General features: G+C 30.0%; 15 protein-coding genes. 3 read left to right on the top strand and 12 right to left on the bottom strand.

The genetic code is table 11. The features are described 5' to 3' along the window. Positions 1-71: 71 nt before the first annotated feature. From Q0684_RS12645 to Q0684_RS12595, 11 genes are all read right to left on the bottom strand, one after another. Positions 72-1,562 (bottom strand): FAD-binding domain-containing protein, encoded by a 1,491-nt coding sequence (locus Q0684_RS12645; protein ID WP_299017413.1) that lies wholly within the window; start codon positions 1,560-1,562, stop codon positions 72-74. Further along, positions 1,552-3,084, bottom strand: a complete 1,533-nt coding sequence (locus tag Q0684_RS12640; RefSeq protein WP_299017410.1) for a cryptochrome/photolyase family protein — start codon at positions 3,082-3,084, stop codon at positions 1,552-1,554. The genes Q0684_RS12645 and Q0684_RS12640 overlap by 11 nt, the downstream gene beginning before the upstream one ends. A 1-nt stretch (position 3,085) precedes the next feature. Further along, a complete protein-coding gene (locus Q0684_RS12635) occupies positions 3,086-4,396 on the bottom strand; it encodes a DASH family cryptochrome (RefSeq protein WP_299017408.1) in 1,311 nt (436 codons plus the stop codon). Further along, the gene (locus Q0684_RS12630; protein ID WP_299017405.1) at positions 4,366-4,506 is read right to left on the bottom strand and encodes a DUF2256 domain-containing protein; all 141 of its coding nucleotides are present in this window, start codon (positions 4,504-4,506) and stop codon (positions 4,366-4,368) included. Before Q0684_RS12630 ends, Q0684_RS12635 begins: the two co-directional genes overlap by 31 nt. 20 nt (positions 4,507-4,526) lie before the next feature. After that, entirely contained in the window at positions 4,527-5,948 is a 1,422-nt protein-coding gene (locus Q0684_RS12625; protein ID WP_299017402.1) for an SDR family oxidoreductase, read from the bottom strand. Positions 5,949-5,956: 8 nt separating this feature from the next. Beyond that, positions 5,957-6,577: a flavin reductase family protein gene (locus Q0684_RS12620; protein WP_299017399.1), complete on the bottom strand. Its 621-nt coding sequence runs from the start codon at positions 6,575-6,577 to the stop codon at positions 5,957-5,959. After that, positions 6,577-7,881, bottom strand: a complete 1,305-nt coding sequence (locus tag Q0684_RS12615) for an AarF/ABC1/UbiB kinase family protein (RefSeq protein ID WP_299017396.1) — start codon at positions 7,879-7,881, stop codon at positions 6,577-6,579. The genes Q0684_RS12620 and Q0684_RS12615 overlap by 1 nt, the downstream gene beginning before the upstream one ends. A 30-nt stretch (positions 7,882-7,911) precedes the next feature. Further along, the gene (locus Q0684_RS12610) at positions 7,912-8,562 is read right to left on the bottom strand and encodes a TetR family transcriptional regulator C-terminal domain-containing protein (protein WP_299017393.1); all 651 of its coding nucleotides are present in this window, start codon (positions 8,560-8,562) and stop codon (positions 7,912-7,914) included. A 144-nt stretch (positions 8,563-8,706) separates the two neighbouring features. Then, positions 8,707-11,160 carry an alpha-ketoacid dehydrogenase subunit alpha/beta gene (locus tag Q0684_RS12605; protein WP_299017390.1) on the bottom strand — a complete coding sequence of 818 codons (2,454 nt, stop codon included), beginning with the start codon at positions 11,158-11,160 and terminating at the stop codon, positions 8,707-8,709. Positions 11,161-11,307: 147 nt separating this feature from the next. Next, the gene (locus tag Q0684_RS12600) at positions 11,308-14,121 is read right to left on the bottom strand and encodes an aminopeptidase (protein ID WP_299017388.1); all 2,814 of its coding nucleotides are present in this window, start codon (positions 14,119-14,121) and stop codon (positions 11,308-11,310) included. 42 nt (positions 14,122-14,163) lie between these two features. After that, entirely contained in the window at positions 14,164-14,871 is a 708-nt protein-coding gene (locus Q0684_RS12595; protein WP_299017385.1) for a TIGR00730 family Rossman fold protein, read from the bottom strand. Positions 14,872-16,115: 1,244 nt separating this feature from the next. Here Q0684_RS12595 and Q0684_RS12590 point away from each other — a divergent pair. Further along, positions 16,116-16,517 (top strand): DUF805 domain-containing protein, encoded by a 402-nt coding sequence (locus Q0684_RS12590; protein WP_299017383.1) that lies wholly within the window; start codon positions 16,116-16,118, stop codon positions 16,515-16,517. Positions 16,518-16,713: 196 nt separating this feature from the next. Here the strand turns inward: Q0684_RS12590 and uvrA are convergent, their stop codons facing one another. Beyond that, positions 16,714-19,533, bottom strand: a complete 2,820-nt coding sequence (gene uvrA / locus Q0684_RS12585) for an excinuclease ABC subunit UvrA (protein WP_299017380.1) — start codon at positions 19,531-19,533, stop codon at positions 16,714-16,716. Positions 19,534-19,695: 162 nt separating this feature from the next. Here uvrA and Q0684_RS12580 point away from each other — a divergent pair, with 162 nt between their 5' ends. Beyond that, complete coding sequence (locus tag Q0684_RS12580; RefSeq protein ID WP_299017376.1) at positions 19,696-19,932, top strand: PspC domain-containing protein; 237 nt, start codon at positions 19,696-19,698, stop codon at positions 19,930-19,932. 3 nt (positions 19,933-19,935) lie between these two features. Further along, positions 19,936-20,934, top strand: coding sequence for a potassium channel protein (locus Q0684_RS12575; protein ID WP_299017373.1), 999 nt, complete (start codon positions 19,936-19,938; stop codon positions 20,932-20,934). Positions 20,935-21,050 lie beyond the last annotated feature (116 nt).

The following is a 21,050-nucleotide window of genomic DNA, read 5'->3' as shown; positions in this document are numbered from 1 at the left end:
TTTTGTTTAACTATTTAATTAATAAGTTAAACAATAATTAACAAATAATTATCATTTTAGAAATCACGGCTTTAGTCACCATTCATCATTCTATTTCTATCGGAAAGTGTATGTTTCATAAGTATTCTTTTGCTTTCATTAAAAACGTCTGGGTCGTCTTTCATTTTCCAAAGAATATCACTGGCTTTTTTTCGAGCTACTTTAATATCAACAATAGGTTTTGGATAGGTTACACCAAGTTCAAAATTATTAAATTGCTCATCTAAAGGAGTCATTAAATAAGGCTCATGAATAAAGGCAGTAGGTAAGTGAGCTAATTCTGGGCACCATTTTTTTATAAAAGTAGCATCTTCATCATGGTCTAAACTATTTTTTACAGGATTGTAAATGCGTACCAAATTTATGCCTGTTTCTCCTGCATTCATTTGCAACTGAGGAAAGTGAATTCCTGGTTCAAAATCTAAAAATAATTTAGATAAATGTTGAGAAGAAGCTTGCCAAGGTTGCCATAAAATATGGGTAAAAAAGGATACTAACATGGCGCGCATTCTAAAATTTAAATATCCAGTTTCTGCTAAACAACGCATGCTAGCATCAATTAAAGGGTAACCTGTTTGTCCATCTTCCCAAGCTTTTTGGTATTCTTCAGAAATGCTTTTTTTCAATTTTTGAAAACCTTTATTTATACTTGCATTTTCCATGGTGTGTTCCATTTCAAATTTCTGAATAAAATGTGCTTGCCAGCGCAAACGAGATACAAAAGCACCCAAATGCTTTTTATTTTGTTCAGTTTTACAGGCGTGCGCTTTCTGAAATATTTGACGAATAGATACATTTCCCCAAGCAATGTAAGGCGATAATCTACTACAGCTTTCCCTAGCCAATGCAGGTTTAGAAATGTGAGACATGTATTTTTTATGCCTTTCATCAAAAAAAGTGTTGGCATATCTCCAAGCTAATTTAGATCCCCCTTTTTGAAAAGGTGTTTCTTTTTCAGTTTCTAAACTAACGGTAATAAAGTAATTTTCTAGTTTGTTAATCTCTCCCGTAGAAATTAGTTTTTCTGTGTTTAATTCTGTTTTAAATTGTGGCGCACACATGTAATCTTCCCACTGATCAAACCAATCTGCTCTATTTAGTAAGCCTCTTAAAACACCATTGTTATTGTTTTCAGTCCATTTTATAGAGTTATTTCTGCAATATCTTGCAAATTCTTTATCTCTATTAAAAGTAATTAATAAACCTGTTTCTTGATGCGAAAAAACGGTATGTACTTGATATTGATTGAACAATTGATTGAAGGCAGACACTACTTCTGTCTGTACACACAATACTTTACTATTGTATTTTTTTAAATCTGTATTTAAATCTACTATAGATTGTTTTATAAAATCCCAATGTCTTTTATCATAATGTGGGTCTTTTAATAAAGAGTTTTCAAAAATATATATAAAAAGTACGCGCTTGTCTTTTTTTAAAGCATTGTAAATGGCTTCATTATCTTGTAAACGCAAATCGCGTTTCAGCCAAACAACATGTATTTCTTCTTTATTAGTAGGCATCTAAATTTTCTAATATATGATTTGCTTTTTCTTTAATCTTACTTCTATCTTCTGCAGACATTTTGTTTAAAACGCTGTACATCATCTTCATTCTAAAATTAGAACTTAGTTTTTCTTGCTTTTCATCTAAGAAATTCCAGTAAAGTGAGTTAAACGGACAAGCATCATCTTCAAACTTTTTGGTTTTTTTATAATGACAGCTGTCGCAATAATTCCCCATTTTACTAATGTAACTTCCGCTAGAAACATATGGTTTTGTGGCTATTTTACCACCATCTGCAAACTGACTCATACCTCTTGTGTTGGGCAATTGCACCCATTCTATAGCATCTACATAAATGCCCAAATACCAAGCATCTATCTCATCTGGATTTATTTGTGCTAAAAGAGCAAAATTACCAGTTACCATTAAACGCTGTATATGATGTGCATAACCATTATCTAAGGAGTTATTTACTGCATTTTTAAGGCAATTCATTTTGGTTTTACCTGTCCAGAAAAAATCTGGTAATTTGCTTTTGTTTTCTAAGAAGTTGCTCTTTTTATAATCTGGCATTAACATCCAATACATGCCACGCATATATTCTCGCCAACCTAAAATTTGTCTTATAAAACCTTCTACTTGAGAGATGTCAATTTCATCTTTTCTCTCTCTGTATACTTCTAATGTTTTGTTGATGATCTCTTTTGGGGAAATCATTTTTGTGTTCATTGCAAAAGAAATTCTACTGTGAAAAAGATAGATTTTATCTGTATGCATCGCATCTTGATAATCGCCAAAATGAACCAACAAATGTTCGCAGAAATAATCCAGTTGCTCTAAAGATTGTGCTCTAGAAATTGGGTATTCAAAATATTTCGCATTTATTTTTCCTATGGATTTTATATTGGCGTTTTCAATGGCATTTAAAATACAGCTAACATCATTATCAAAATTAATTTCTGGCGGAATTAAAACATCACCCTTCCATTTTTTTCTATTACTAGCATCGTAATTCCACTTGCCACCTTCTGGCTGTTGATCAACCATTAATATTTGATGTTTTTTACGCATATTTCTGTAAAAATTTTCCATCAAAAATTGCTTTTTACCTTTAAAAAAAGTGGCTAGCTCTTCTTTTTCTGTATAAAAATGTTCTGTAGAAAATTGATTTACATCAATGGCTAAACTTTTAGAGAACTCTTTTAATTGTTCGTCTAAACGATATTCATCTGGTGCTAAATATTCAAATTTTTCTATATTGTTTTCTTTGATTAGATACGCTATATTTTCAGTTAAACTTTGTGCATTTCTATCATCGTCAATATTAAAATAAACCACATTGTGATTAGCTTTTTTAAGTGCTTGTGCAAAATTTCGCATTGAAGCAAAAAAGCCCACTATTTTTTGAATATGATGTGTAACATAATCTGTTTCTTGGCGCATTTCAAACATACAATAGGTAACATTGTTGTTTTTTTCTGCAAACCAAGAATGTTGGCTGTTTAATTGATCTCCTAAAATTAATCGTAATGTTTTCATCTTAAAACAAAGTTTTTTCTAACCACATTTTTCTAAATTTATGATTTGCATCATAACGTTCTGCTTGCATTTGCGTATTAAATTTTCGATCTCTAGGATCATTACCAACGCCTGCAACATACATCCAATTGCCATAATTACTGTGCACATCATAATCTAATAATTGAGACTCAAAATAAGCGGCTCCAATTCTCCAATCTAATAATAATTCTTTCGCAAAATAAGAGGCTACGTTTTGTCTTCCTCTATTGCTCATCCAACCTGTTTTTTGTAACTCTATCATGTTCGCATTAACAAAATCGTCTTTTGTTTCACCATTAATCCATTTGTTAATGTCTTTTTGGTAATAATTCCAATGATAATCTTTGTCTAAAATACCACCTATTTTAAATATCTTATCATCGTATTTTAGAGAAATGTACTTGAAATAATCTCTCCAAATTAATTCAAAAATTACCCAATATGTAGATTGGTTTGCTTTGTATTCTGCCTCATATTCTTTTATTTTCCAATAAATTGTTTTGGCAGAAATGCTTCCGTTTGCTAGCCATGCAGAGAACTTGGTACTGTAATCTGTACCTACCAATCCGTTTCTTGTTTTTTTATAGAAGGCTACTTTTTTAGTTTCAAAAAAATAATTATCCAAACGCTTTAAGGCTTCATCTTCACCACCTTTAAAAGGGAAAGCCGTTTTTTCTGGAACTTCAAATGCAGCAAAACCCAACGCTTTTAATGTTGGTATTTTTGTAGTATCATCGATTATATTCGAAACTGGCAACTTAGCAATCGTTATTGCTTCTTGAATAGCAACTGTTTTTTCTAATTTTTTTCTAAAAACGGTAAATACGTTAGGTATATTAGAAAAGTCTTTAGATACATTTTCAGGATGATACAGAAATTGGTCATAATCTTCTATAAAATTAACAGAACTCGGCAATGCTTTTAAAATAGCATTATTGGTTTCAATTTCTTCTGAAGTCCACTCTTTTTGGGTATAAATATTTGATACGCTAAAATTGCTTACAATTTTTTCAATAACATTTTCTGTCGCATCAAAATAGGTGAGTAGTGTTATATTTAAATCTGCTAAGTTTTTCTTCAAGTTTTCTATAGTTTCCAACAAAAACTTCGCTCTAAACTTTGCTGTTTTTAGAAACCCAAATTTATCTTCTGCAAATTGTTTGGGGTCAAAACAATACACAGCAATTACCTTTTCATTATCTGCAATTGCTTTTTGTAATGATATATTATCGTTTACTCGTAAATTATTACGAAACCATACTAAACCTGTTTTTTCTTGTTGCTGCTGCATTTTTTACTACAATATTTTACGTTTTCCCAATTTTTCTCCCATTTTTTTCTCCAAGTGAAAGGTCTTTCACAAACCACACATATCTTTTGCGGTAAATGCTGTTTTTTCATTTTATAAAAAATAGCTTTTGCTATTTGTTGATATTATTAATCATGCCATTAAAAACAAACCAATGAAATGGCATTACTGCGTACCAATACAATCTACCCGCCAAACCATGAGGTCTAAAAGTAGCAGTTTGGTAAAGTTTATTTTCTTCTATTTTAAATTCTAACCAAGCTTCGCCTGGTAAAATCATTTCTGCATAGAGTAGGAGTTTGCCTTTTTCTTTATCGGCATAAATAACCCGCCAAAAATCTAAGGCATCACCAGCATTTAATTCAGTAGGGTGTCTTCTTCCTCTACGTAAACCTGCACCACCAAAAAACTGGTCAAAAAACCCACGAATCTTCCAAAGAAAAGTGCCATAATACCAACCAGTTTCTCCGCCAATTGCCCAAATTCTATCTAAAGCAGTTTTTTTATTTTTTACTGTTCTATTTTTAAAATCTTTAAAACAACCATGTTTTGGTACGTTTATAAATTCATGAACAAAGTTTTTTAAAATCCCACTACTTACATAAGAGTCTTTCCAACTAGAAATTATGCTGTTTTGTTCTATTTTTTTAAAGGCTAATTTTACGGCTTTTTTGTAAGACATTGGGTTTATGTCTAAAATTTTATTGATATCACTTTTTTGTCCAATAACTTCTACACCCATAGAATTTACTAAAGAACTTGCCAACTTGTAAGAAGTAGAGGTAACAAAGTACAGCCAGTAAGAAGATAGTTTTGGCGTCATTACAGGTACTGTTAAAATGTATCTTTTTAGTTTTCTAACTGCCGCAAATTGATAAAGCATTTCTTTGTACGTTAGTATTTCTGGGCCAAATACATCATAAGATTTGTTGTATAGCTCTTCTTTGCCCATAGCTCTATGTAAAAATGCTAGAACGTCTCTAATACCTAAAGGTTGTGTTTTGGTATTTAACCATTTAGGAGCAATCATAAAAGGTAGTTTTTCTACAATATCTCTTATAATTTCAAAAGAAGAACTACCAGAACCTACTATAATACCCGCTTTAAAAGTGGTAAGTGCGTAGGTTTTAGATGCTAATGTTTTTTCTACATTTTTACGTGATAATAAGTGTTTAGATAGTTTAGTATCATTAGTTATTCCGCTTAAATAAATAACTTGTTTTAATTGAGAATTTTCTGCAAACCTTTTAAAGTTAAAAGCACATTTTTCTTCTAAAACATGAAATTCTTTTGCAGAATTAGACATAGAATGTATTAAATAATACGCAATATCTATATTTTTTGGGATGTTTTTAAGTGAATCAGCATTTAAAAAATCAGCTTCTGCCAATTCAATATTGGCTCTATCTTTAAAGTAATTTTGTGCTCTTTTTTTATCGCGAACAGCACATATTACTGTATGTCCATCATTTAGTAAAAGTGGTATTAAGCGTTTGCCTATATATCCAGTTGCACCGGTTACTAAAATTCTCATACACTTTTTTATACATTTTTGGGTCTTTGGTAAGACAGTTGTTTTTTAAATTGTGGTATTGCATACGTATCTAAACCATTAATAGTTGCAATATTTCCGTTGGATAAATTTATTAAACCATCTTCTTGCAAAATTTCATCATTAACGTATAATTCTTCAATTTGTGCTACTATTAGCCAAACATTGTTAGACGGAACGTGAATTTCTTCTACAAATTTCATTGCCATTTGTACAGGTGCGCCTTTTACAAAAGGTGCTTTAAAATTCCCTTTGTATTCTTCTTCTAAATTAGTTTCATCAAATTCAGAACTGTTTTCTGGGTAAGAAGCAGAAGTATGGTGTGCATCTTCTATAATATCTTCCCAAATATGATTTATGGTAAAAACACCAGTTTCTTTTAAATTTTTGTGCGTGTTTCTTGGCACTGTTGTAGGTCTTAAAATAAAACCTAAGGTAGGTGGTTTAGAACCTAAATGGGTTACAGAACTAAATACGGCAACGTTTGTAATGCCTTCTAATGAAACAGAACCCAACAAGTTGGCAGATTTAAAACCAGAGCAACTATTAATTAAGTTTATTTTATAAAAACGTTCTAAATCGTCAATATCTTTTCTGTTGAAAAACGCCATTATAAAGAATTAAAATTATTGATTTTTACATTCTTTGCCTTTAAGTCGTGCATTAAGTTATACAAACCAAAGAAAGTTCTATTGATGTATATAAAATGTTTAGAGCCTCTATTTCCATTCATGCTCTTTAACTCCGTACTTTTTGCATATTTCTGACCTAAATCGGAAATTTTACCGAAAAACTCTTCGCTAGAAAAGTCGAAAACTTCATTATTAAATGGTTGTGTAAACAAACTTAAAAGCTCGTGAAAAATGGCTCTAAAAAAGTCTAATTCTTCTTTAGAATCGTCTTCTCTTAAGATTTCTAATTCGTACAATTTCTTTTCAAAAAACACAGGATCTTTTAAATTCTCTGCATTTGCCAATTCAAAATAAGGAACATAAAAATCATCAGGAATGGTTTTCATACAACCAAAATCGATTACAATTAATTCGTTATCTGGTGAAATCATAAAATTACCAGGATGTGGATCTGCATGTACTTTTTTAAGTTTGTGAATTTGAAACATATAGAAATCCCAAAGGGCTTGCCCTAATTGGTTTCTTACTTCTTGATCTGTAGTTTCGAATTCAGATAAATGTACGCCATTCATCCAATCCATAGTTATTATTCTATCAGAAGAAATTTCTGGATAATAATTAGGAAAACTTAAGTTAGGTATGTGCTTACACGCTTTTACAATTGCCTGACTCTGTTCTACCTCTAAAATGTAATTGGTCTCTTCTTCTAGTTTATTCTCTACTTCTTTAAAATATTTATCAGAATCTTTACCTCTAATATTAAACATTTTAATAGCAATTGGTTTTACTAAAGATAAATCTGAAGCAATACTGTCTGCAACACCAGGATACTGAATTTTTACAGCCAATTTCTGGCCGTCTTTTTCTGCTTTGTGCACTTGTCCAATACTGGCAGCGTTTACAGAAACCAAATCAAACTTATCATAAATTTCATTCGGATTTTTACCGAAATAGTTTTTGAAAGTTTTACTAACTAACGCAGGCGAAAGTGGAGGAACAGAAAATTGTGAAAGCGAGAATTTTTCTACGTAGGCAGCTGGTAAAATATTTTTTTCCATACTCAACATTTGAGCAACTTTAAGCGCACTTCCTTTCAGCTGCTTTAGACCATCATAAATATCTTCTGCATTATTTTCATTCAATCTTGCTTTTGCTTCAACTTCTGTTTTGGTAATTTTATCACCATAATATTTTAAATAGTTTACACCAATTTTAGCACCAGTGGTTACTAATTTTGATGCACGTTGCATTTTAGAAGTAGGTATAGAATCTATGGTTTTCATATGTACAGCCTTGTATTAGGTACTATTTTTTTAATTGAAGTTTACTTTTTCTTTTAAAATAAACTTTCCAAAATCAATGATAGATTTTAATGGCTTTATATCCATTAAATCGAAACGCGCATTTATAGATTTTTCTATAAAAATGTCTGTTTTTTCAAAAGATGCAGAAGTATCATCTAACCAAAACTTCATGGTAATTAACAAGTGTAACCAAGAAGATTCTTCAATACCTTTGTCTTGAATTTTTTCTAAACGTTCTTCCTTTAGGTCTATTTTTTCAATACCAATGTTTTTAATATAGGTTTTAAAATCTTTACCTAAATGTTTGAGATTCTTTAATTTTTTTAAGTCTTGACCTTTTAAAGCATAAACCACATAACTTCTATTTGCAGTTAACATTTCAAAAAATGTAAAATAGAAACTTAATAACTTGTTTCTGGCATCGTAATCTGGGTATTCTTCGCTTTTGGCTAATACTTTAATGGTGTTATTAAAAAATTCTGAGAAAATAGATTCTTCAATAGCTTCAAAAGTGCCATAAAATTTGTAAAAATCACCTTCTTCAAAGTTGTTTTCTTTTGCAAAACTGAAGACTGATTTTGGTTGATGATTGTGCTCTAGTACAAACTCCATGTACCAAGAAATAAGGTTGTCTTTAGTGATGTTTTTCTTGCGTGCCATAATAAAATTAATTTTTAGTAAAGATACAAATGTTTAATAAATTTAAAGTTTCCTTAAACAATAATCTTTTGTTAAATGTAAATTAATAAAAAAAGGCTGTCTTTAAAGACAGCCTTTTGTAAAATTGAAAAATTCCTTTTAACTTTAATACAAATTCGGAAATTTCTGTGGGTTAGATTCGTGCATAATTTCATACACTTTTTCAAATATATCTTCTGCGGATGGTTTAGAAAAATAATCGCCATCTGTTCCATAAGCAGTTCTGTGTGCTTTTGCAGTTAGTGTAGTGGGTTTGCTATCTAAATATTGATAACCATTTTGCATTTCTAAAATTTCTTGTAAAATATAAGCAGATGCTCCACCAGGTACGTCTTCATCTACAATTAAAAGTTTATTTGTTTTCTCTAAACTTTTAACACAGTCACTATAAATATCAAAAGGAAGTAAGCTTTGGGCGTCTATAATTTCTGCATCTATGCCTATTTGTAGTAAATCTTTTGCAGTTTCTTGCACTATTCTTAGTGTAGAACCATAAGAAACTATAGTAATATCTGTACCTTCTTTTACGGTTTCTACCACACCAATTGGTGTTTTAAATTCTCCTAAATTAACCGGAAGTTCTTCTTTAAGTCTATAGCCATTTAAACATTCTATAACCAATGCAGGATCATCTCCTTCTAAAAGTGTGTTGTAAAAACCAGCTGCTTTGGTCATGTTCCTTGGTGCTAAAACATGCATTCCTCTTACATTATTTATTATTCCGCCCATTGGCGAGCCTGCATGCCAAATACCTTCTAATCTATGCCCTCTAGTTCTTACAATTAAAGGTGCCTTTTGCTTACCAAATGTTCTGTAGTGTAACGTTGCTAAATCGTCACTCATAATTTGTAATCCGTACAATAAATAGTCTAAATATTGTATTTCTGCAATTGGTCTAAGGCCTCTCATGGCCAAACCAATTCCTTGGCCAATTATGGTGGCTTCTCTAATACCTGTATCTGCAATTCTTATATCGCCATATTTTTCTTGTAGCCCTTCTAAACCTTGATTTACATCGCCAATATAACCTGCATCTTCACCAAAAATAACCACTTCTGGGTGTTTTTTTAGTAATGCATCAAAGTTATCTCTCATTAAAACTCTAGCGTCTACTAGGTTTTTCTTTTCAGGATATGTGGCTGCTTTTTCTACAATTTCTTGCGGACTTAAATCTGACTCACTTAAAAGTTTTGAAGAATATTTATAATACGCGTCTTTTATTTGCTGTTTGATAAAGTTTTGTAAAAGCGTTTTTTCTGCGTAGTTTTCGTCTTTTAAATAACGCACTACTTTTCTAGCAGTAGATAAAACATCTTTTCTATTAGGTTCAGAAATTGCTAATAAATCTTCTTTATATTTCTCTATAAACACGCCATTACTACTTTTTGTAATAATTTTTTCTAAGATCTCACAAAGTGTGTTTACTTCAGCTTTAATCTCATCAATAAAAGAAGTCCATGCCATTCTTTTTGCATTTCTAACTTCTTTTTTTGCTTCTTTTTCTATAAGAATAATGTCCTCTTCTCCGTCTACAAAACGCAAAGTCTCGCCTGAATCTGTCTCTAACTGAAAATCTAAAATCCATTGACGCATTTGCTCAATACAATCAAATTCTTTTTCCCAGTTTAGTCTTTCTTTAGATTTATATCTTTCATGTGAACCAGATGTAGAATGCCCTTGGGGTTGTGTTAATTCTTTAACGTGAATTAAAACGGGAATGTGATTTTCTCTGGCAATTTTTGCGGCTTTGTTATAAACATCTACTAATTGTACATAATCCCATCCATTAATTACAAAAATTTCATAGCCATCGTTGTTTTCATCTCGTTGAAAACCTTTTAATATTTCTGAAATACTTTCTTTAGTTGTTTGATGTTTTGCGTGTACAGAGATTCCGTATTCATCATCCCAAACACTCATTACCATTGGTACTTGCAACACACCAGCAGCATTAATTGTTTCAAAAAACAAGCCTTCACTTGTACTTGCATTACCTATTGTACCCCAAGCAACTTCATTTCCGTTGTTAGAAAAGTTGCTTTTATTAGCCACACTTTTTTCATTTCTGTAAATTTTAGAGGCTTGTGCTAAACCTAAAAGACGTGGCATTTGACCAGCAGTTGGTGAGATATCTGAACTAGAGTTGTATTGTATGGTAAGGTCTTTCCAAGTTCCATCATCATTTAAACTATGTGTTGCAAAATGGCCACCCATTTGCCTTCCTGCAGACATTGGGTCTGCTTCTAAACTTGTATGTGCGTATAAACCGGCAAAAAATTGTTGCGGAGTTAATTCTCCTAATGCCATCATAAAAGTTTGATCTCTGTAATAACCCGATCTAAAATCACCTTTTTTAAAGGCTTTTGCCATGGCTAATTGAGGTACTTCTTTACCATCTCCAAAAATACCAAATTTTGCTTTTCCTGTAAGAACTTCTCTTCTTCCTAATAAACTACACTCTCTGCTAATTTTTGCAATTTTATAATCTTGCAAAACTTCGGCTTTAAAATCTTGAAAAGATAATTCTTTCGTGTTTTTAGAAAGTGTTTTTTGAAGCATTTTTATTGTTTTTAAGGATACTGCAAATATAGTTTTTTTAGTTGATATTTAAAATTGTAAATTTTCGTTAAATAATTCGCAATAAAAATGGATTAAAAAGTTAATATTTTAAGAATTGTGTAATTAATATAAAATCTAGTGCAAAGTCTATATAAACCCTCTTCTAAAAAAGTTAAAAACCCTGCCTAAATCTCCTGTGAATGTAAATCTTATTTTTTCTGCGTACGATTGTTGTGCCACCTCCCAACCATTGTTAGAATAAAGAGGGAAATAAATTTCGAAAATATTATGCACAAAGTTAAATCGAATACCATTTTCATAGCCAAAGAATACGGGTTTATTTCTGTTTTTTAGAAATGCAATATCGTTGTAAAACTCTACCCAACGCCATAAGCCAATGCTCGAGTTTAAGGCTAACATATATTGATTTGCAAACCTAGTGGGTAAAACAGATTTAAAACCACCTTCTGCAATAATATACTGCTGACTAAAAATTCCTGAACTTTCTGATCGGCCAAAGTAGTTTAATTCAAACAAATAATCATTTGCTCTATCCAATCCAAAACTAAAATAATCATCTTGTGTATTGTTGAATAAAAATGCACCAGCAAATACTCTAAAATCTAATTGAGTATTGGAAGATGTTAGTTTTCTGAATCTAATATCTGCAGATACTTTAGAGAAGTTTTTTGCAAATTCTGTGCTAAAATTATATCTTGTTTCGTCTATAATATCTGGGTCTATATAATTGTAACTTAAACTTAAAACACTGTAATTGTCTTCTTCTGTTCGTACCTCTAAAGGCGAAATTTCTCTATTTATACTGATTACCTTAGCTCTTAAAATTTCGCTACTTGCATCTCTTAAGGTTTTTCTTTTAAAAACAACATCTACAAAAGGTATTAAAGAACTGTAAGATAAATCTGGGGCATATTGCAATGTATTACCAACCAAACCATAGGTGATTTTGTAAATTTTTGTTTTTTCAAAAAACTGATTGTACAATATAGAAAAGGAACCATTTACTTTTTGACTTTTTAAAGCAAAACCTGGAGATAAATTAAGTTCTAAGTTTCTTTTAATTAGCGGTTTGTTGTTTACCTTAAAACCAAGTATTAAGCCATCATAAAAGTTGTAGGAAGCTGTAGGTTCGTAAAAGATTTGATTATAATCTGGCGCTTTCACATCTTTAATAAGCGTAAATTTTAGCGGTTTATTAAAGAGTTTTTTATTTAAGTTGAAGTAATTATCTAGTGTATTGTATTCTGGATAAATGTTTTCATGATTTAAAGCTACTTCATCAATATTGTCCTTAGAAATGGTGTATGAACCTTCGTCATTTATATCTGTTAACCATTTTTTAAATATAACTTCTTTGTTTTTTAAACCGTAAAAAGCTACGGGTGCAGTTATGTTTCTTTTATTTTTTATAACAACTGTTAAACTGTCTTTTTCTTTTTTAACGGCTTTAATGGTGTAGTCTATTTTTTTATTTGTAGAAATATAATCGTTAAAAAACCAATCTAAATTCTTTGATGTATTATTGGATAATAACTTTTCAAAGTCTTTGCTGTTTGCTGTCTGATTTTTATTTTTTTGATAAAATTCTTTAATTGATTTTTTTAAAATACTATCGCCTAAAAAACCTTTTAAATAAGTAAAACTTAAACCTGCTTTGTAATTGCTGGCAATAGTTCTATTAAAATTAGAAAGTGAATCTGCAGAGGTGGTTAACGATTGATCTAAAAATCGCCTAGCAGTAAATTGATATACAAAAGGATATTTTTCATTAAATTGTAATTTAGAAATATTGTAATTTTTTAAAAACCAAGAATTAGAAAAAGTACCTAATAACTTTACTTCAGGATAAAATTTGTTTACATATTCTATCATTAAGTAGTTTTGTAAACCGTCTAAAATCCAATAATCTTTTCTTGCATTTAAAAGTAAAGACTTACGAATGTATCTTTTTGATAATACTTTAAAAAGTATTAAATCGTATTTAAAAACATCAGAAAAGGGTCTAATAAATTTTGGGAGTTGGTTTAAACCATAAACAGGGTTTTTCTTTCGCATTACTTCGTCTATAAAAACTTTTTCTATAGGCAATTTTCCTAAATATTGTTCTAAAAAACGCAGTTCTCTGTTTAAAATATCTTTGGTTATTTTTTCATTTATTTCTTTATCAAATATGTTGGTTTCAACAGTATGTTTGTCTGTAGAAAACGTTTTAAAATCATCCTCTTTTTGAATATAAATAATAACGTCTCTCTCGTTTTTACCTTCTAAAAGGTATGTGTTTTGTGCAGCATTGGTTTCAGAAACTTGTTGCAAGCTACTAATAAATTTGTAGTTTTTAGGTGCAGTAAATTCAATATCAAATGTTGTAAAATCTTCATACAAATCATCTAAATTTAAATTACTCATATATTGCCAACCATTATTGTAAATTACGGGCGTAAAATACCAATATCTTAAATTAAAGTTTTCCTTAGAAAAACCATATCTAGTAAATTTAGCATTAGGTAGTTTTACAATATAGGTTAGTTTAATGGTTTTGTGTTCTTTTGGTTGTAATGGTTTTTTTAAGAACACTTTTAAGACATCTGCATTGTTTTCTAACTCTTCATAAAGTACAGTATTAAAATCTATAGCTATATTTTTAATAACTGTAAGGCCTAAGTTTTCTGGTTTAGCAAAGTATAAATCTTTTTTAAAATCTTTTATAAACCTTTTAGAAAGTGGTGTTTTCCGATCTTTAAAACTATTAGGCCAATTGTGTAGTAAAATTTCGTTTAAACTCTCTTCAGAATTGTTATAATAAGTTATTTCTTGTTGTATGTTTAAGGTTTTATTTTGCGTGTTTAATTCTGCAACAATATTTATTTTATTTTGCTGCGCAAAGCCAACTGCATAAAATACCAATAGCAGTAACGATGTTTTAAAAGGATTTGTAAACATTAATTTTAGCAATTAAACACGCATTGTAGTTGTGTAAATGTTTTAGAAGTTTGGTTTTAATTGATATTTCGCATAAAATTTATTTAGGTGTTCTACTGCCTCTTCAGCAGTATCTACTAGTCTAAATAAGTTTAAATCTTTTTCTGATATATTGCCTTCTTCTAATAATGTATTTTTTATCCAATCTAATAAGCCACCCCAAAATTTTGTACCTACAAGAACAATTGGAAAACGACCAATTTTATGAGTCTGAATTAAGGTTATGGCTTCAAAAAGTTCATCCATAGTACCAAAACCACCAGGCATAACTACAAAACCTTGAGAGTATTTTACGAACATTACTTTTCTTACAAAAAAGTAATCGAAATCTAAACTTTTACCTGGATCTATCCAAGGATTGTCATGCTGTTCAAAAGGTAAATCTATATTTAAACCTACAGAAATTCCTTTACCTCTATTTGCACCTTTATTACCAGCTTCCATTATTCCTGGGCCACCGCCAGTAATAACGCCATAACCGTTTTGGGTTAATTGAAAAGCAACTTCTTCTGCCAATTTGTAATAAGGGTGATCTGGTTTTGTTCTCGCAGAACCAAAAATAGAAACACAAGGCCCAATTTTACTCAGCCTTTCATAACCATCTACAAATTCTGCCATTATTTTAAATATGGCCCAAGAATCGTTGGTTTTTATTTCGTTCCAAGTTTTTGGCTGTAGTTTTTCTTTTATTTTTCTATCGTCGTTCGTCATTTTTAGTGTTTTTACTTTTGGTCAATATATAAAATTCAAGTCTAAATTAGTTCTTTTTTAATAAGTTTTTAATAGAGGTTTATAGGTTTTTTGGTTCTAAGAAATCTTTTAAATTTTGATGTTTCAAACAGTGAAAACAATGTTTATTAACGCTGATTTTTTCTACTATATTGTTATTAGAAAACAAAATTTTATATTTGTTTGACAAGATAAAAGCGTTTTACTTACAAAAAATTAAAGTAAAAATGTGAGTAAAGTAGTATGCTTGAGATAATTAGTGTTGATGAAGTGCTTGTTTCCAAACAACTAAGGTGTTTTTTACTGATACTTACTGATATGATTCATGTTTAGATTCGAGTAGCTTTTGATGCCTAACAAATTAAGGTTATACTACTACTTATAAGAATACTAAAATTGGTTAATTATGTTAGATAATAATAGTAAAGGTATTTGTTTATTGATTGTGGTAATATGGTGTTGTTATTACATTTACTCGCTTTTTAAAAAAAACAATAAAAATAAATAAATCTTAAAACGGCTAAAATTATTTTGTTGGGTAGTTGTTTTTTTTTAAAAAAAGAAGCTCTTGATTACTGTTTTTAGTAATTTAACAACTACTTTTTAATTGCTGCTATAACAACTTCTTCAAAAATTTAGCAGTATAACTTGTTCTGTGTTTTGCGACTTGTTCAGGTGTACCTTTAGTCAGTATTTTTCCGCTTTGGATTTTTTTTAGTTTATTTTTTTGTTTCAAATTGCAATTTTAATTGTAGAGGAATATTAGTGACTTAAAAAAAACATATATTATTTTTTAAAAGTGGGACTATTTGTCTCATTTTTCTTTTTTTAATTTTTTTCTTAAGGGCAAAATCAAGACTTTTTTAAATAAAATTAGCATTATTTAAAATGTAGAACTGGTAAGTGAAGCATAATACGTTAAATCTGTTTACCATTATAATTATTAGTTTTTCTTATAATTATTATTAATTTTTCTGATAACTTTTTTTTGGATTTTTTTTAGTTTTTTTCTTTTTTTGTATCAAATTGCAATTTAGTATTTAATTTTTGAGAGGCTTAAAAGAAGTTATAACTCAAAACTAAATTTTAGAAATGAAAAAAAATAAATTTACCTTATTATTGTTCTTAACAAGGCGTAAAACATCCTGCATATGCTCAATTTCAAACTTGGTATACACCGAAAATTATATTTGTATCTATGGCAGGAGGGCCTCAAGTAGTAATAAATGACTGTATTACAAGAAATTGTTTTGGGTGGTATTTATAATTTTAAGCTAATGATAAAAATTTTAAAAAAAATAATTTGTAATACATTTGTTTTTAAAGGTTTTACAAATAGAAAAGAATTTTGGACTTATTTTTTGTTTTTTCAAATATTTATAAATTCTATAGTTTTATCCTTAATTTTTGGTATTTATGAATCTTGGTACTTAAAAGTTAATAATTTAGAACCTAGTGGACTAATGTTTAGAGATCAGAGGGATTTTATTAGTATCATCATTTTTATTCCTTTAATTTCTGCTACTGTAAGGAGGCTCAGGGATGCTGGTGTTTCTATTTGGTTTGTTTTATTGCCAGTAGTTAATTTAATACTTTGTTTAAAACCATCAAAAAAGCCCCTAAATTAGTAGGAAAGTTAGGTAGAAGATTTTTGGGTTGGTTTGGTGTAGCAATATTGATTATGGATTATTGAAATGTTAAGCCTTAACTTTAAATAATTACCAGATTATTTCAACCAATGTTCAGCACCGTTTACAATTTATTTAATTACTAATTAAAAAATATGAGTAGTAAAGTTATTTAGATTTTACTACTCATTTTAATTTATAACAACTTCTTCAAAAATTTAGAAGTATAACTTGTTCTGTGTTTTGCGACTTGTTCAGGTGTACCTTTAGTCAGTATTTTTCCACCTTTTTTACCACCTTCCATACCAACATCAATAATATAATCTGCTAATTTTACAACATCTAAATTGTGTTCTATAATTAAAACAGTATTTCCTTTGTCTGCTAGTTTGTTTAAAACTTCCATTAAAACTCTAATGTCTTCAAAATGAAGACCAGTTGTAGGTTCATCTAAAATATAAAAAGTATTACCTGTATCTCTTTTAGATAATTCTGATGCCAATTTTATACGTTGAGCTTCTCCACCAGAAAGTGTTGTAGATTGTTGCCCAAGTGTAATATAACCCAAACCTACATCTTTAATAGTTTTTAATTTTCTGTGGATTTTTGGAATCATTTCAAAGAAATCGGTAGCATCTTCAATAGTCATGTTTAATACATCAGAAATTGATTTTCCTTTGTAACGAATCTCTAAAGTTTCTCTATTAAAACGCTTGCCTTGGCAAGTTTCACATTCTACTTGTACATCTGGTAAAAAATTCATTTCAATAACACGCACGCCACCTCCTTGGCAAGTTTCACATCTACCACCTTTTACGTTAAACGAAAAACGACCAGGTTTGTAACCTCTAATGGCAGCTTCAGGTGTTTTTGCGAATAAACTTCTAATTTCATCAAAAGTTTTGGTGTAGGTTGCAGGGTTAGAACGTGGTGTTCTTCCAATAGGAGATTGATCTATATCAATCACCTTATCTACATGTTCTAAACCTTCAATTTTTTTATAAGGCATTGGTTTTTTAACACCTCTGTAAATGTGTGCGTTTAAAATAGGGTATAAGGTCTCGTTTATTAAAGTAGATTTTCCACTTCCAGAAACGCCTGTAACACAAATCATTTTTCCTAAAGGAAATTCTACAGAAACATTTTTTAAATTGTTACCAGAAGCACCTTTAAGTTTGATGGTTTTTCCATTGCCTTCGCGTCTTTTTTCTGGAACTGCAATTTTCTTTTTCCCTGTAATATAATCTGAAGTTAATGTGCGCTGCTTTTTAAGTTCTGCAAAAGTACCTGCAGAAATAATTTCTCCACCATGTTTTCCTGCTCCAGGACCAATATCAAAAACAAAATCGGCTTTTTCTATCATATCTTGGTCATGTTCTACCACTAAAACAGAATTACCAACGTCTCTTAATTTTACTAAAGAATCTATAAGTTTTTCATTATCTCTTTGATGTAAACCAATACTAGGTTCATCTAAAATATATAAAACGCCCACTAATTGAGAGCCAATTTGTGTTGCCAATCGAATTCGTTGTGCCTCACCACCAGAAAGAGATTTTGATGTTCTGTCTAAAGTTAAATAATCTAAACCTACATCTAATAAAAACTGAATTCTAGTTCTTATTTCTTTTAAAATTTCTTTGGCAATGGTTTGCTGTTTTTCAGATAATTCTTTTTCAATATTTTGAAACCATTTTGCCAATTCAGCAACATCCATTTGTGCTAAATCGCTAATGTTTTTATCGGTAATTTTAAAATGAAGTGCTTCTCTTTTTAAACGATTTCCTTGGCAAGAAGAACAACTTACTTCGTCCATAAAGTTTTTTGCCCAACGTTTTATAGAAGTACTTTCTGCATTGTCATATTGCCCATTTATAAAAGCAATAATTCCTTCAAAATCTATTTTGTAATTTCTACGAACACCAGCTGCTTTAGATTCAATTTCAAAAGATTCGTTACCGCCATTTAATATAATATCTAGCGCTTCTTTTGGAATGTCTTTAATGGCATCTGTTAATTTAAATTTGTAACGTTCTGCAATATTCTGAATTTGTTTAAAAATCCAACTATTTTTTTGTTCACCTAAAGGAATAATTCCTCCTTTTTTAATAGAAATCGCATCATCTGGAATTACCTTTTTCAAGTTAATTTCATTCGTAATTCCTAAACCATTACAAGAATCGCAAGCACCTTTTGGCGAGTTAAAAGAAAACGTATTAGGCTCTGGATTTGGATATGCAATTCCTGTTGTTGGGCACATCAATTCCCTACTAAAATATCTTGGTTCGTTATCTTCTAAGCCAATAACCATCATAATGTTATTGCCAGAATATAATGCTGTTTTTATAGTTTCATCTAAACGTTTTTCTATAGATTGGTTCACTACTAATCTATCAATTACAACCTCAATATCATGAGTTTTGTAACGGTCTAGCTTCATGCCTTTTTCAATCTCTCTAATTTCTCCATCAACCCTAACTCTAATAAAGCCTTGTTTAGAAATTTGTTCGAAAAGTTCTCTATAATGCCCTTTTCTAGATTTAATTAAAGGCGCTAAAACTGCTATTTTTTTTCCGTCAAAATCTTTTAGAATCAATTCTTTTATTTGCTCATCAGAATAACTAACCATTTTTTGGTTGGTATTGTAAGAATAAGCATCGCCAGCTCTTGCAAAAAGTAATCGTAAAAAATCGTAAATTTCTGTTATGGTACCAACAGTAGAACGCGGACTTTTATTTGTTGTTTTTTGTTCTATGGAGATTACAGGAGAAAGGCCATCAATTTTATCTACATCTGGTCTTTCTAAACCACCTAAAAATTGTCTCGCGTATGCAGAAAAAGTTTCTATATAACGCCTTTGTCCTTCAGCATAAATGGTGTCAAAAGCTAAAGAAGATTTTCCGCTTCCGCTTAAACCTGTAATTACTACAAGCTTTTCACGCGGTATTTTAACATCAATATTTTTTAAATTATGAGCTCTTGCTCCGTAAACTTCAATAAATTCTTGATCTTTCAAACGTACTTATTTTAGGAAAAAAGCAAAGTTAATCAATACTAATGTAAATAAAGAACAAATCTAAAAGCGATTATTGTTAAGGTTTTCTTAGGATGAAGTTTTTAGAATTCCTTAAAAAAATCATTTAAAAACAAATGATAAAATAGTATCTTGCCTAATTAAATGAAAACAAAAAAAACAATACATATTATTCGCCATTTTTTTGAAAGGCATGGCTTTGGCTTTTTTCAAAGATTGGCAGATCGTTTAGGAATGCGAGCAAAAAATGTGCGTATTTACTTTATTTATGTAACCTTTTTTACAGTAGGTCTTTCCTTCGGTTTTTATTTAACTTTTGCCTTTGCAATGAAGTTAAAAGATATGATTTATACCAAAAGAAGTTCTGTTTTCGATTTGTAATTTATGGCATTTTTAAAATCTAAAATAAATATAATTACCTTTTTAGTAGTTGGTATAATTGCTTTTGGTACTTTGGGTTACATGTATTTATCTCACTACAACTTTGTAGATGCGTTGTACATGACAGTTATTACGGTTACTACAGTAGGTTTTGGGGAGCTAGAACCTTTTTCTCCCGAAGAAAAAATATTTACAATACTATTAATTTTAACAAGTATTACTGTTTTTGGTTATGCAGTTTCTGCATTTTCAGAATATTTGGTAAGTGGTAAGTTATTTGAACATTTTAAACACAGAAAAGTGGAAAAGCAAATAGGACATTTAAAGGGGCATACCATTGTTTGCGGTTATGGTAGAAATGGTAAACAAGCTATTTTAAAATTGGGAAATTACAATAAAAATTTTGTTGTGGTAGAAAAGAATAAAAAAATTATAGATTATTTAGATGCTTCAAGTATTTTAAATATTGAAGGTGATGCTACTTTAGATGAAACTTTATTAAAAGCAGGTATAGCAAACGCCGCTTACTTAATTACAGCTTTACCATCAGACGCAGATAATTTATTTGTTGTGTTAACCGCCAGTCAATTAAACAGTAGCTGTACAATTATAAGCAGAGCTGCAAATGAGTCTTCCTATAAGAAATTAAAATTTGCAGGAGCAAGTAACGTAATTATGCCAGACAAATTAGGTGGCGATCATATGGCATCTTTAGTTACAACACCAGATGTTATAGAGTTTGTAGATAGATTAACCATAGAAGGCGAAACCACTGCTAATTTAGAAGAAATTGCTGTAAATGATTTGCCCAAAAAATACATAAACAAAACTATTTTAGATTTAGATTTAAGAAGGCAAACAGGTTGTACTGTTATTGGATTTAGAAACCCAGATAAAGATTATGTAATTAATCCAGAAGCAGATATAAAATTAATAGAAGGCTCTCAATTAATAGTTTTAGGTAGGCCTGAACAAATTTTTAAATTAAGGGAGTTGTTTTAGTTTCTTCTAAACAACAAAGAGTTTTGTTGTTTTTGCTCAAATATTGTTTGTTAATGGTATACAGGTGTACAATAGATAAGTAGGTTTTCTTTATTTTGAATTGAATAAAAAGTAAA

It is taken from the genome of uncultured Polaribacter sp., assembly GCF_947503875.1.
GTDB lineage: Bacteria > Bacteroidota > Bacteroidia > Flavobacteriales > Flavobacteriaceae > Polaribacter.
The sequence above is the reverse complement of the archived record's forward strand: the minus strand, read 5'-3'. Positions and strand labels throughout refer to the sequence as shown.

Excerpts from the sequence above, each read along its gene's own strand:
- Q0684_RS12645 (WP_299017413.1), bottom strand. The coding sequence starts at position 1,562 with ATGCCTACTAATAAAGAAGAAATACATGTTGTTTGGCTGAAACGCGAT.
- Q0684_RS12600 (WP_299017388.1), bottom strand. The coding sequence starts at position 14,121 with ATGTTTACAAATCCTTTTAAAACATCGTTACTGCTATTGGTATTTTAT.
- Q0684_RS12575 (WP_299017373.1), top strand. The coding sequence starts at position 19,936 with ATGGCATTTTTAAAATCTAAAATAAATATAATTACCTTTTTAGTAGTT.
- Q0684_RS12595 (WP_299017385.1), bottom strand. The coding sequence starts at position 14,871 with ATGACGAACGACGATAGAAAAATAAAAGAAAAACTACAGCCAAAAACT.
- Q0684_RS12580 (WP_299017376.1), top strand. The coding sequence starts at position 19,696 with ATGAAAACAAAAAAAACAATACATATTATTCGCCATTTTTTTGAAAGG.
- Q0684_RS12625 (WP_299017402.1), bottom strand. The coding sequence starts at position 5,948 with ATGAGAATTTTAGTAACCGGTGCAACTGGATATATAGGCAAACGCTTA.
- Q0684_RS12630 (WP_299017405.1), bottom strand. The coding sequence starts at position 4,506 with ATGAAAAAACAGCATTTACCGCAAAAGATATGTGTGGTTTGTGAAAGA.
- Q0684_RS12635 (WP_299017408.1), bottom strand. The coding sequence starts at position 4,396 with ATGCAGCAGCAACAAGAAAAAACAGGTTTAGTATGGTTTCGTAATAAT.
- Q0684_RS12605 (WP_299017390.1), bottom strand. The coding sequence starts at position 11,160 with ATGCTTCAAAAAACACTTTCTAAAAACACGAAAGAATTATCTTTTCAA.
- Q0684_RS12615 (WP_299017396.1), bottom strand. The coding sequence starts at position 7,881 with ATGAAAACCATAGATTCTATACCTACTTCTAAAATGCAACGTGCATCA.
- Q0684_RS12590 (WP_299017383.1), top strand. The coding sequence starts at position 16,116 with ATGACTGTATTACAAGAAATTGTTTTGGGTGGTATTTATAATTTTAAG.
- Q0684_RS12620 (WP_299017399.1), bottom strand. The coding sequence starts at position 6,577 with ATGGCGTTTTTCAACAGAAAAGATATTGACGATTTAGAACGTTTTTAT.
- Q0684_RS12610 (WP_299017393.1), bottom strand. The coding sequence starts at position 8,562 with ATGGCACGCAAGAAAAACATCACTAAAGACAACCTTATTTCTTGGTAC.
- Q0684_RS12640 (WP_299017410.1), bottom strand. The coding sequence starts at position 3,084 with ATGAAAACATTACGATTAATTTTAGGAGATCAATTAAACAGCCAACAT.